We start from the raw sequence: 11,152 nt of genomic DNA, 5'->3' as shown, positions 1-11,152 counted from the left end.
TGATTGACCATTTACAGGCACAAGTGATGTACTGTGGCCAAAAGCACGACAGGTACCATTTTGCCTGCGTGACAGAAATTTGAGGAACAGAACCAGATGGAGCATCTGATCGGTCAGCCAGCCCCGGGCTCGGATAACAGTTTTGGCGGCTCGGATGCTGCTGCTGTCATTATCGATGGTACGCAGGCCAGCTTTATGCACGACGTTATGGACGCCAGCCGGAACGTGCCCGTTCTGGTGGATTTCTGGGCGGAATGGTGTGGCCCGTGCAAACAGTTGACCCCCATTCTGGAAAAAGTCGTCACCGCTGCCAAAGGCAAGGTACGCCTGGTTAAAATTGATATTGAAGCCAACCGCGCCCTTGCAGGCCAGCTGGCGCAGGCTGGTCTGCCGCTCCAGTCCATTCCACTTGTGGCCGCTTTCTGGAAAGGGCAGATTCTGGACCTGTTCCAGGGAGCACTGCCCGAAAGTGAAGTGAAAAAATTTGTGGAAACCCTGCTCAAAGCCAGCGGGGGCGGCACTCTACCCGCAACAGAGCAACTGCACGAAGCCGATGTGGCCATGGAAACAGGCCAGCCCGCCGAAGCCGCAGCCATGTATTCCACCGTTATTGGCGAGGAACCCGAAAACGCCAAAGCCTGGGGCGGGCTGATCCGCGCCATGCTGGCTCTTGATGATGAAGAGGCCGCAGCAGCAGCGCTGGCCGATGTGCCCGCAAAAATTACGGATGCCCCGGAAGTTGCCGGAGCCCGTGCGGCCCTTGAGCTGAAAAAGGAAGGCCGTCAGGCAGCCGAAGCCATGGAAGGCATTCGGGCACGGCTGGACGCCAACCCCGAAGACTACGAAGCCCGCTGTGAACTGGCCACGGCCCTGAACGCCGCAGGCAAGCGGGAGGATGCCGCAAACGAACTGCTCCACATCATCAGAGCCGACCGGGGCTGGAAGGATGGCGCGGCGCGCCAGCAGCTCCTGCGCTTTTTTGAAGCATGGGGGAACGATGACCCCGCCACGGTTCTGTCCCGCCGCCGCCTGTCCTCCCTCCTGTTCTCCTGATCCGCACCTTGCCCCGCACAACACCCCTGTTTGTAGATGATGATGTTCCCCGCCGCATTCCACGGCTGGGGGACATGACACTGGCGGATATTCCGCCAGAAGTGGGGCTTTTCCCGCTCAGTGGCGTGCTGCTTCTGCCCCGGGGCAAGCTGCCGCTCAATGTGTTTGAGCCCCGCTACATTGCACTGGTGGAAGATGCCCTAGCGTCACACAGGCTGATCGGCCTGATCCAGCCCCGCTGGCAGGAAGATGAAGACGAAGGGAACGAAGCACCGCCCCTTTATACCACTGGCTGCCTTGGTCGCCTGACATCCATGACCGAACGGGCCGATGGCACCTACGCCATGACCCTGACCGGCCTGCTCCGCTTCCGCCTGCTGCGTGAGACGGGGCTACGCCGTGGGTACCGGGTTGCGCGTATTGACGTATCCTCCTTTGCGGGGGACCTGAACGAAATTCCGTCCGAACCGTTTGACCGGACCCAGCTTTTGAACTCGCTGAAGAATTATTTTCAAAAAAAAGGGCTGAATGCCCGCTGGTCCCTGATAGAACAGATGGACGACAGCCTGCTTCTGGTGACTTTACCCATGATCTGTCCTTTCCCTCCGGCGGAAAAACAGGCATTGCTGGATGCAGAAAATCTGACAGACCGTGTGCGGGTCCTGCAAACACTGCTAGACCTGTCCGGTCCGGAACAGGAAGGCCCTCCTTCCTGACAATATGATGTGGGAACCGTTTTATGTCCGATACAGCACCGCTTGATCCGCGCCTTCTGTCCATTCTGGTCTGCCCCGTGACCAAAGGCCCACTGGTTTTTAACGCGCAGACCAATGAACTGATCAGCGAAAAAGCCGGACTGGCCTTTCCCATCCTTGATGGCATTCCCGTTATGCTGCCAGATGAAGCCCGCCGTATTGAAGGCTGACTGACGTTTTTTTCCCTCTGCCTCGGATTTGCCCATGCTTCTGGGAAAAAAAAACAGCGCTTGTTTTAGGGGGTTGCTCCTGCTCGCTCCATTGCTGGCAGGCTGCCACCATCTGATCGAGGGGGATGATATTGATCTCCCCCCCGAACGCCCCGGTCGTTTTTTACCCGAGGCCGCACCGGCAGAAGCACGGGCCGCACAGAGAGATGTCGAACGGCAGGAAAAGCTGGAGGCCGCCCAGCGGGCCGCAGGCATAAAAAAACCGGATACGCCCCCCAAACCCGAAGACCACTACGAAGTTCTGCCCCCCATGTATGATGGAGGTGGTTCTGCTGGCCCAATGCTTACGGAAGATGGCCATACCATTACGCCTCAGGCGCAGGCTGTTTACGGCAGGCCGGACAACGCGCAGGTGCAGAAATCCAAATAACGCAGGGCGTTAATGCTCTGCATCATACAGGTGGGATGTTCTGCGCCGCAGAATATCCCCTATGGCCATACCCATCACGCCGGTCATCATGCCTATGGCGGTTGGTATGGCGCCCCCTCCGGGCAGCAGACCAACGAGCACACTGCTCAGCGAGCCAAAGCTGTACTGCATGGTCCCCAGCAGGGCAGAAGCACTCCCCGCATGATGACCATGGCGGGAAAAGGACATGACCGTACCATTGGGGCCAATAAACCCCAAAGCTCCGGTTAATCCCACAATAAAGACACAGGTCAGCCATGGGTGACCAACCCCGACCACACCAGCCAAGGCCAGAGCCACAAAGGCACACCCCAACACAAAGGCCCACAGAATAGCCCCATCCAACAGGGCAGGTATGGATACACGATGTATCAAACGCCCGTTGATCTGGGTGCCCAGAATAAAAGCCGCCGCATTGGCGCCAAAGAAAAGCCCGAACGCCCCGGGTGAAAAGTGCAGCCTCTGTTCAAACAGAACAGGAGCACTCCCCAGATAGGCGAACATGACAAAAGTGGAAAATGTTGTGATCAGAGCATTGGAAAAAAAGACAGGCTCACGCAAAATCCCCTGATAACGCCATAAAATTTCCACTGGACGGAAACGGATACGCCTCTCGACCGCCAGCGTATCGGGCAACATAAGCAGCACACCCATAATGGCCGCAACCGCGTAGAGTGTTCCAATCCAGAACATCCAACGCCAGTCACCAATTTTTAAAACAAGGCTCCCCAGCCCCGGAGCAAGAACAGGCATGACACCAAAAACCAGTGTCAGTTGCGCCATAATATGTGCGCCTTTTTTGCCTGTTGCCACATCCCGCACAATTGCACGCGGAATAACCGCGCAGGCAGACCCACCAAACGCACCAATAAAACGCAACACGCAGAACAGGTGATAATTACCGACCAGCGCACACCCGGCGGAGGCCAGTGCATACACACCCAGCCCCACAACCAGCGGCCCCTTGCGCCCGAACCGATCAGACAGAGGACCCTGAGAGAACTGGCCAAGCGCCAGCCCCAAAAACCACGCCCCCAGCGTAAACTGCGCAGACCCGGCCCCACCACCCAGATCGTGCTCAACCGATGGAAAAGCGGGCAGATACATATCTGTCGCTAATGGCCCAATGGCCGTGACCAGCCCCAGAAGGAAAATAAGCCTTAATGGAAAAGAGGATATCGGAGCCGTGGGAGAAGATGTCATCTCGTGAATTACCGGAGAAAGATTGGGTCTTTTTTTCTCCCGCCACTCCGCTTTTGTCCACCACCTAAAACCGGGCACCTCCTGCTCGGGTAGCGTATCTTATTAAAAAAGGCTGCCGGTTCGTCCGGCAGCCCCTGATATCTGGCTACTCTGGCTTGCCACTCTGGGCAGGCTTGGGTGGTAGCGGCACTTTACTGCTACAAGCAGGCGGGTGCTCAGGCTGCCCGGCAATCTGCTGGAGTTGCTGGCTGGTCAGAATGTCATGAATCTGGGCTTCAACCTGAAGCATATGCAGGGCACGCTGCGTATGCAACGCACTGATCTGCTGTTCCAGCCCCTGCAATTTAGCCTGATCAACCGGACCCGGTGTTGTCAGCACGGTACGGATCTGCTCCTGCAGGGCTCGCGCCTGTTCCATACCTGCCTTGGGGTCTTCCGGGCGATTGGCATCAAACACAGCCTTGATCTTTTTTTTCTGCTCGGCGGTCAGTTTGATCCCGTCCAGCCTGAGAATGCGCCCACCCGGCCCGTGGTGCATACCACCACATTCCGGCGGCGGAGGAGGTGCCCCAACAGGAGGAGCCGCACTGTCCGCCCGAGCCGAAGCCCCGGTAAACGCAGCAAGGCCCATAACCAGTGTTGTTGCCAGCAATGCTTTTTTCATCATTCAGCCTTTATCAATACCGAACTGCAAGGCACCACACACCCTGCCTGTCAGGAACAGTGCCACCCGGATATGTCTGAAAAAAGGCATTCCACCGCCACAGGCAGCCAGTCTGAACGGACAGATGCACCGTGACATCGGCCAGTACTCTGTCGTAATGATCATCAGCCCTTCGCTCCATAATCCGGGGCCATTCACCATACTATTGGCCCGTTTGCCCGCTCAGGTGGCCGGTCACCACAGCAGAGACCTGAAGGAAACTTTCAACCCTCTTGTCATCAGTTCAACCCCGAGCCATATAACCGGGGCTCCTCCCTTTCGGCAGTTCCTAAAAAGGGTAAGTCAGTCGCATCGGATAGGGCATATGTCATTGATAGCGTTACAGAGTTTTCTGCGAGAGACGGTGCACGGTTTCTGAGAAATCGGACACAAATGATTTCGACAGGATTAAAAAAGGATGCTGGATATCAGAACGGCCGTCATATGGCGGCCATCAGGTCCGTACAGACCCATGATATTTTTTGCTTGAAAGTCCCTTATCTGTTGCGAAGGATTTGCAAAATGGCAGACTGGCCAGGAAATGCAAAGTGAAAACAAATTTTTGTTTTCACTTACGAAAGGGTCCGATTATGAAGTAGTGTTAATAAATCAATCAATAAAAATAATTTTACACTTAATGGGATTCCCACGAGATGAATGAGATTGCTGTAAAACTGATTGATGAAATTGACACGATCATTGAAAGAGAATGGCCTAAGACACTGTTTTCAGGGAAAAACCGTGTGAATTTGCAGCGGGCTAAAGAAACTATATCGGAAGTTATCAAAAACGAGATTGAGAAACTTATCTCTCATTCAAAACATAACGATAGAGAGATAGAGGTAAAAGTTGAACAGCACGTCGATCCTGGCGTTCCAAAATATATTGACGAAGGTCTTATCGCATTATCGGCCGCTGATTTGACTTATCGCATACCAACACCAGTTCCTGCTGAATTTCAGGACTTATGTGACGATTTTAACGTGATGATGGAGACCCTTCAGGGCACATTGCGTGTTATCAATAACAATAGCCAGCATCTTTATGTAAGTGGTCATGAAATCAGCAAATCAACCATGGATCTGGCAAAAAGAACGGAAAGTCAGGCATCAAACCTTGAGGAAACCGCTTCGGCTCTTTCTGAAATTACGGATGCGGTAAAAAACACCGCAAAAGATGCGGAGACTGTAAGAGATATTGTTAAAAATGCAGAGAATATCCTTTCTGAATCAGGAAGATTTATGGAAGAAACTGTTTCTGTTATGTGTGGAATTAAAGATTCGTCGAGTAAAATTGAAAATATCATAGGAACCATCAACGATATTGCCAGCCAGACAAATATACTGGCTGTTAACGCCAGTATTGAGGCAGCCAGAGCAGGCGTAGTCGGAACAGGTTTTGCCGTTGTGGCGAGTGAAGTCAGGGCATTGGCTGCACGTACCGCAGTCGCTTCAAAAGAAATCCGGCGTTTGATTGGTGATGCCGGTCACGAAATTGAAAATGGTGTGCAGTCTGTAGGGAATAGTCAGGAAGCATTAAAGAATGTTGTTGGTAATATAAATCAGATTAATACCCTGACCGAAAGACTGGCCGTAGCGGCGCAACAGCAGGCAAGCGGACTCCAGCAAATCAATACGGCAGTCAGCGCCCTGGATCAGATTACGCAGGAAAATGCAGCCATGGTGGAGCAGTCGGCATCCACGATCAGTAAAATGGCGGAAGAAACTGATACACTACAATGCTTTATCAACCAGTTTGAAGGTATAGACGGTCAACCACTGGTTCTGCATGGTCAAATTGACTTAAGTTCAGCGTTAATTGCACATGCCGAATGGAAAGCCAAACTCCGTACAGCAATCATGCGGCGACAGAAGCTGGATGCTCAGACAATAGCAAAAGATAATTGCTGCATGTTGGGAAAATGGTTGTACGGGCCAGCAAGGCAGGATTACAAGAATATGCCCGAATTTGAATTCTGTCGGCAAAAACATGCGGAATTTCATAGAGCCGCTGGTGAGGTCGCCGAGGTTATTAATGATGGGTATTATGACGAAGCCACGGCAATGCTCAAGGCACATACTCCATATGCTGAAGCCTCCCGGTCTACAGGTGCTGCAATTATGAAGCTGAAAGAAATATTAACCTAAAAATTTTGTTTTCCATTGTCCCAAACATTACATGCCAATAGCAACAGGAGAGATATTATGCCTCTCCTGCTTCTAAGATGATCTTTCATGTTTATCTTCTCACGCGTTTGAATACGAGAAGGGTGGGGCAACTAGAAGAATGCACCTCACCACCGGGGAACATGAAGAGCGTTCAATATCCGCTCATGCCACACTACCAGACCACAGGTTACCGCCAGTAAATGGCGTCTGGCTACCATATATCATTGTACACCCAGCCATACTCAGAAAAGACATTGGCCACGTTATGGCAAATCTGGCCGAAGCCTGCGGCATGGCAGCAAAAGAAGTGACCGTGCACGGTCTGCGCTTCACCTTCCGCGACTGGGCAGCCGAGGAAACCGATTATCCGCAGGGGTAACTGAAATGGCTCTGGCTCTGGCTCTGGCTCATGCCATCAGTGACAAGGTGGAAACCGCTTATAGGCGAGGTGACCTGTTTGATAATCGGCGGGGGATGATGGCTGAATGGTGCGCAGTTCAGAAATCCACCTGAGATAACGCATCCTGCACCAGCCGGTTAAGGCTCACTCCGCGAGCAGTGGCAATTCCAGCGGCGCGCGCATGGACATTCTCAGGCAGGCGCACCACGAACCGGCCCGAGGAATGCTTGCCCGGACCAATCCCCTTCTCTGCGCACATTTCAAGGAACATCCCCAAGGATGCCTTGCCTTCCTTCTGGAGGCCTCCGACACTATCAGCGTAGAAGTCTGCCCCACCGTTGAGGCCCAGAAACTCGCCCCGGAACATACCGATTTCCGGGTCAAACGGAATAACAGCCCGATGGCCGCCAATTTCCACCACATTATTCATGGTGTCACCCCATTTGCTTCGAGCCATTTTCGTATGGATGCAACGGCCCCTTTGCCTGTATCCGGCTTGGGATGAGGTCGATGGAATATGCGCACCTCACCGAACAGGAACACATCAACACGGGAACCTTCACGCTCTGAAACCTCACCACCGAGGGACACGAGGGAAGTGCCGGACGGTCAGTGGACAATTTTTGTAGGAGCAACGCACGACGATAACCTAGCGAACTTCAAGCTCGGGTAATCACAGCGCTCAATAAGCGTTATCACAAGGGGGGGAGTAAGAAGGGTACGGCTTCCAAGCTCTAACAAAACCAATTATTTTTCAGAGGCTTAGGAAGAAGAACTGGTGGAGCCAAGCGGAATCGAACCGCCGACCTCTTGAATGCCATTCAAGCGCTCTCCCAACTGAGCTATGGCCCCACTGTTCTGTCACACACTGCCCTGTCCTGTTCTACAACAAGTCCTGCGGTGTGTGTTGAGCCTCTTACAACCTCCTTAAAATGCTGACAAGCCCTAATTTTTAATCTGGGAGCACTTTCATCTCACGCAGTGCCGCAACAAGAGGGAGGAGCGGCAAACCCTGAATGGCAAAAGCATCACCCTCTATTGCAGCAAACAACTGTATGCCCGGACCTTCCAGCCGGTAAGAGCCGACACAACCAAGGCAGGCCTCTCCCTCCAGCGCCAGATACTGTTCCATAAATGCGTGTGAAAATACACGCATGCTCAGCTTTGGGCAGGCAACATGCCGCCAGAGAATATGCCCATTCCGGCACAGCACGACCGCAGTATGTAAGGTATGCGTCTTCCCCCTCAGCTCAAGCAACTGCTGGCGGGCCCCTGCCACTCCCTTCGGCTTGTCATACCATGTGCCATTACAACTCAGCATCTGATCCGCCCCGATCACAAACCGATCGGTTTTTTGAATCGAGAGTGCTTTTGCTTCAGCAAGGCGAAGGGCAACCGTATCGGCAGACCAGTTCTGCTGTAAGCCTTCGTGCTTGAGATGCGCCTCATCCACCTCGGACACTTCAACATCAAAGGCCAGTCCGGCATTTTCCAGAATACGCCGCCTGGCAGCAGAACCACTGGCCAGAAGCAGTTTGTCCGCACTGTTCTGTATTAGAGTCGGCGTTAGTACTAAATCAGTCACGGAAGCGAGTCTCTTTCAGGTACTGGTGAAAAATGGGGCTGTGAGTACTTCCCTTAGTACCGGGGTACATGTGGATTGTACGGAGTTCAGAACATGGCCGTACCGAGTACCGGGCACAACCTGCAACTCTCATGAACCGGTGAGTTGTACACAGGGGTGGTTGGATGTTTTCTGGATAACTCCAAAAAGCCTTTATTTTGCAAGGGTCTTCAATCTGTACACAGTGTGGGAAAGATGGGGTACATTTTTGGAATGCCGGGTACCCCGTTATCAACAGTACCCTCATATCTCATCAAATCTTTTTCTTTCTTTTTTTATAGGAAGAGGGGCGTGGACAGCGCGGACAAAGACGTGCAGGACTTCTGCTCATGACAACGCAAACACATATTCCCGCCGCCAAACGTCTGCTCAGAACTCTCAACGGGGAGGCTCTGTGGCCCCCTCCGATGTGGCTGATGCGGCAGGCTGGCCGGTTCCTGCCTGAATTCCGCGCCATGCGGGCACAGGCGGATTTTCTGACCCGTTGCATGACCCCCGACATTGCAACGGAACTGACCTTACAGCCTATCCGCCGCTTTGGCATGGATGGGGCCATCCTGTTCTCGGATATTCTGATCCTGCCATGGGCTATGGGTCAGTCCCTTGAATTTGTGGAAGGTACAGGCCCGGTTCTTGGTGCTATCCGCTCCGAACAGGACCTTAACGCACTGGACCCCGCCCGCATTGCCGAGGCAACCGCCCCTGTGCTGGAAACCCTGTCCCGCCTGCGCAAGGCCGTGGATGGGCCAGAAAGTATCGGGGTTGCCAAACCTAGTGCAACCACGTTGCTCGGCTTTACGGGCGCTCCGTTTACCGTAGCCTGTTATATGGTTGAAGGTCGTGGCTCACGCGAGTTTTCTGTAACGCGGAACATGGCTTTTTCCGAACCTGCACTTTTTGACCGGCTTATGGCCCTGCTGACCGAGACAACAGCAACCTATCTTTGTGCCCAGATTGAAGCCGGGGCAGAAGCCGTCATGCTGTTTGATTCATGGGCCGGGCTTTTGCCTCCTTCGGAATTTCGTCGCCATGTTATCCGGCCCAGCCGACAGATCGTACAGACCATCAAGGCCCGTTACCCACACGTCAAAATTGTTGGGTTCCCCCGTCTTGCTGGTGTGATGGCCGCAGAATACGCGCGTGAGACGGGTGTGGATGTTCTCGCACTCGATACCGGGGCCGATATGGTGACTGTGCGCAATATGGTGCCAGAAACTTTGGGCCTACAGGGTAATCTGGACCCGGTTGCCGTACTGGCCGGGGGAGAAGCCATGCGGCGTGAAGCCCTGCAGGTGCGTGAAGCCGGGCGGGGGCGTGCCCATGTGTTTAACCTCGGCCATGGCGTTCTGCCGCAAACGCCTGTGGAGCATGTGGCTGATCTTGTTCAAACCGTGCGGGAAACGCCCTGATGAGTCTGGCTCTCTCTCAGGTTTTTCGCGGGCCACTCAAACTTGTCATTTTTGACTGTGATGGTGTGCTGGTTGATAGCGAGGAAACCTGTTGCCGCCTGTGTGCACAGGCGGCGCGAGAGGCCGGGTGGGATGTGCCTGATGCGCTGGCGGTGCATACATTTTCGGGCATGTCTCTGGCGACCATCCAGCCCATGATCGAGCGCAATGCTGGTAAAAAGCTTGGCACTGAGTGGGAGCCAGCAATGCAGCAGCGTTTTGTTGTGGCCATGAAGGAAGGCGTAGAACCCATTACCGGTGTACACGCCATGCTGGATGCGGTACAAAAGCTGGGTGTTTCCGTGCGTGTTGCGTCCAATTCCTCCTGTGAGGAAATGGATGTAAAGTTTGAAAAAACCAGTCTTTCCACCTATTTTGACGGGCGTATCCACTCCGCGCGGGATATGGGTGTGCCAAAACCGCAACCGGATGTGTATCTGAAAGCCGCTGAGGCAGAAGGTGTTCTGCCATGTGAATGCGTGGTGCTTGAGGATAGTGATCCCGGTGCCAGGGCGGCTGTTGATGCTGGTATGGCCTGCGTTATGCTCCGCGCGCCGGAAAAAGCGGTTCCTGATTGGAAAGGAATTGAAAGGATAGAGAAATTATCTGATTTTCCTCATATTCTTTCCAAACTGATCAAGGTGACACCATAATGGTTTTTGACATGCTTCTTCCGTGGGTCAGGTGGTTTGTCGCGTTTCACATCATGTCTGTCATGGCATGGATGGCGGGATTGTTTTATTTGCCCCGGCTGTTTGTGTATCATTGTCAGGTCGAGGCCGGGACTGCGGAAAATACGCGGTTCAAAACCATGGAACGCCGGTTGATCAAGGCCATTATGATACCGGCCATGTGTTCCAGCCTTCTCTTTGGCGTCTTGCTGGTTCTAACACCGGGTTCGGTGGACTGGATGGCGGGCTGGTGGCATTTAAAGCTTTTGTGCGTACTGCTTATGTTTGGCTTTCAGGGCCTGTGTGGCCGGTGGTACCGGGAGTTTGCACAGGACAATAACCAGCATTCGGAAAAATTTTACAGGCTGGTCAATGAAGTGCCAACTGTGCTGATGATGATTATCGTGATTATGGTCGTTGTCAGGCCATTTTAAAAACAGTCATATAATATAATGGAATTTCACATATTATATGATTGTTTCATACTG

The 11,152-nt window shown here is 53.3% G+C and carries 12 protein-coding genes, 1 tRNA gene and 2 pseudogenes; 9 read left to right on the top strand and 6 right to left on the bottom strand.

Annotated features, from left to right (window positions below; all coding sequences use genetic code 11):
• The first annotated feature begins 96 nt into the window (after positions 1-96).
• The 4 genes from HNR55_RS10890 to HNR55_RS10875 all read left to right on the top strand — a co-directional run bounded on the left by HNR55_RS10890 (position 97) and on the right by HNR55_RS10875 (position 2,408).
• A complete protein-coding gene (locus HNR55_RS10890; RefSeq protein WP_166115295.1) occupies positions 97-1,053 on the top strand; it encodes a tetratricopeptide repeat protein in 957 nt (318 codons plus the stop codon).
• 74 nt (positions 1,054-1,127) lie between these two features.
• Complete coding sequence (locus HNR55_RS10885) at positions 1,128-1,769, top strand: LON peptidase substrate-binding domain-containing protein (protein WP_166115429.1); 642 nt, start codon at positions 1,128-1,130, stop codon at positions 1,767-1,769.
• 23 nt (positions 1,770-1,792) lie between these two features.
• The gene (locus tag HNR55_RS10880) at positions 1,793-1,978 is read left to right on the top strand and encodes a Trm112 family protein (RefSeq protein ID WP_059024588.1); all 186 of its coding nucleotides are present in this window, start codon (positions 1,793-1,795) and stop codon (positions 1,976-1,978) included.
• Positions 1,979-2,051: 73 nt separating this feature from the next.
• Positions 2,052-2,408: a hypothetical protein gene (locus tag HNR55_RS10875; RefSeq protein ID WP_242005559.1), complete on the top strand. Its 357-nt coding sequence runs from the start codon at positions 2,052-2,054 to the stop codon at positions 2,406-2,408.
• Between the two features lie 9 nt (positions 2,409-2,417).
• On the opposite strand, the gene HNR55_RS10870 is transcribed toward HNR55_RS10875, so the two are convergent.
• Together HNR55_RS10870 and HNR55_RS10865 are read right to left on the bottom strand one after the other, a co-directional pair.
• Entirely contained in the window at positions 2,418-3,650 is a 1,233-nt protein-coding gene (locus HNR55_RS10870; RefSeq protein ID WP_166115291.1) for a multidrug effflux MFS transporter, read from the bottom strand.
• Between the two features lie 145 nt (positions 3,651-3,795).
• Positions 3,796-4,317, bottom strand: coding sequence for a Spy/CpxP family protein refolding chaperone (locus HNR55_RS10865; RefSeq protein ID WP_242005558.1), 522 nt, complete (start codon positions 4,315-4,317; stop codon positions 3,796-3,798).
• 689 nt (positions 4,318-5,006) lie between these two features.
• On the opposite strand from HNR55_RS10865, the gene HNR55_RS10860 reads away from it, so the two are divergent.
• Both HNR55_RS10860 and HNR55_RS10855 read left to right on the top strand, forming a co-directional pair.
• A complete protein-coding gene (locus tag HNR55_RS10860; protein WP_166115289.1) occupies positions 5,007-6,500 on the top strand; it encodes a methyl-accepting chemotaxis protein in 1,494 nt (497 codons plus the stop codon).
• Positions 6,501-6,816: 316 nt separating this feature from the next.
• A pseudogene (locus HNR55_RS10855) lies at positions 6,817-7,034 on the top strand (integrase); the annotation flags it as partial.
• Here the strand turns inward: HNR55_RS10855 and HNR55_RS10850 are convergent.
• The 4 genes and pseudogenes from HNR55_RS10850 to HNR55_RS10835 form a co-directional block, all read right to left on the bottom strand.
• Entirely contained in the window at positions 7,019-7,351 is a 333-nt protein-coding gene (locus HNR55_RS10850; protein ID WP_166115287.1) for a type II toxin-antitoxin system HicB family antitoxin, read from the bottom strand. The pseudogene HNR55_RS10855 and the gene HNR55_RS10850 sit on opposite strands and share 16 nt — an antisense overlap.
• Positions 7,348-7,512 (bottom strand): annotated as a pseudogene (locus HNR55_RS10845) (type II toxin-antitoxin system HicA family toxin); the annotation flags it as partial. The pseudogene HNR55_RS10845 and the gene HNR55_RS10850, both read right to left, overlap by 4 nt.
• A gap of 185 nt (positions 7,513-7,697) precedes the next feature.
• Positions 7,698-7,773 (bottom strand) — tRNA-Ala (locus tag HNR55_RS10840).
• A gap of 100 nt (positions 7,774-7,873) precedes the next feature.
• Positions 7,874-8,506, bottom strand: a complete 633-nt coding sequence (locus tag HNR55_RS10835) for a Maf family protein (RefSeq protein ID WP_166115282.1) — start codon at positions 8,504-8,506, stop codon at positions 7,874-7,876.
• A 368-nt stretch (positions 8,507-8,874) separates the two neighbouring features.
• Here HNR55_RS10835 and hemE point away from each other — a divergent pair, with 368 nt between their 5' ends.
• Genes hemE through hemJ form a run of 3 tightly spaced genes read left to right on the top strand, consistent with a single transcriptional unit; the run spans position 8,875 to position 11,098 of the window.
• Positions 8,875-9,954, top strand: coding sequence for a uroporphyrinogen decarboxylase (hemE, locus tag HNR55_RS10830; protein ID WP_166115279.1), 1,080 nt, complete (start codon positions 8,875-8,877; stop codon positions 9,952-9,954).
• On the top strand, positions 9,954-10,646 hold the full coding sequence (locus HNR55_RS10825) for an HAD family hydrolase (RefSeq protein ID WP_166115265.1): 693 nt from the start codon (positions 9,954-9,956) through the stop codon (positions 10,644-10,646). Before hemE ends, HNR55_RS10825 begins: the two co-directional genes overlap by 1 nt.
• Positions 10,646-11,098 (top strand): protoporphyrinogen oxidase HemJ, encoded by a 453-nt coding sequence (gene hemJ, locus HNR55_RS10820; RefSeq protein WP_166115262.1) that lies wholly within the window; start codon positions 10,646-10,648, stop codon positions 11,096-11,098. Before HNR55_RS10825 ends, hemJ begins: the two co-directional genes overlap by 1 nt.
• Positions 11,099-11,152: the final 54 nt, after the last annotated feature.

Origin of the sequence: Acetobacter lovaniensis (assembly GCF_014207635.1) — a bacterium.
In the GTDB taxonomy this organism is placed as follows: domain Bacteria; phylum Pseudomonadota; class Alphaproteobacteria; order Acetobacterales; family Acetobacteraceae; genus Acetobacter; species Acetobacter lovaniensis.
This window is presented reverse-complemented; position numbering and strand designations above follow the sequence as displayed.

Excerpts from the sequence above, each read along its gene's own strand:
- HNR55_RS10860 (WP_166115289.1), top strand. The coding sequence starts at position 5,007 with ATGAATGAGATTGCTGTAAAACTGATTGATGAAATTGACACGATCATT.
- HNR55_RS10880 (WP_059024588.1), top strand. The coding sequence starts at position 1,793 with ATGTCCGATACAGCACCGCTTGATCCGCGCCTTCTGTCCATTCTGGTC.
- HNR55_RS10885 (WP_166115429.1), top strand. The coding sequence starts at position 1,128 with ATGACACTGGCGGATATTCCGCCAGAAGTGGGGCTTTTCCCGCTCAGT.
- HNR55_RS10825 (WP_166115265.1), top strand. The coding sequence starts at position 9,954 with ATGAGTCTGGCTCTCTCTCAGGTTTTTCGCGGGCCACTCAAACTTGTC.
- HNR55_RS10850 (WP_166115287.1), bottom strand. The coding sequence starts at position 7,351 with ATGAATAATGTGGTGGAAATTGGCGGCCATCGGGCTGTTATTCCGTTT.
- HNR55_RS10890 (WP_166115295.1), top strand. The coding sequence starts at position 97 with ATGGAGCATCTGATCGGTCAGCCAGCCCCGGGCTCGGATAACAGTTTT.
- hemJ (WP_166115262.1), top strand. The coding sequence starts at position 10,646 with ATGGTTTTTGACATGCTTCTTCCGTGGGTCAGGTGGTTTGTCGCGTTT.
- HNR55_RS10870 (WP_166115291.1), bottom strand. The coding sequence starts at position 3,650 with ATGACATCTTCTCCCACGGCTCCGATATCCTCTTTTCCATTAAGGCTT.
- HNR55_RS10865 (WP_242005558.1), bottom strand. The coding sequence starts at position 4,317 with ATGATGAAAAAAGCATTGCTGGCAACAACACTGGTTATGGGCCTTGCT.
- hemE (WP_166115279.1), top strand. The coding sequence starts at position 8,875 with ATGACAACGCAAACACATATTCCCGCCGCCAAACGTCTGCTCAGAACT.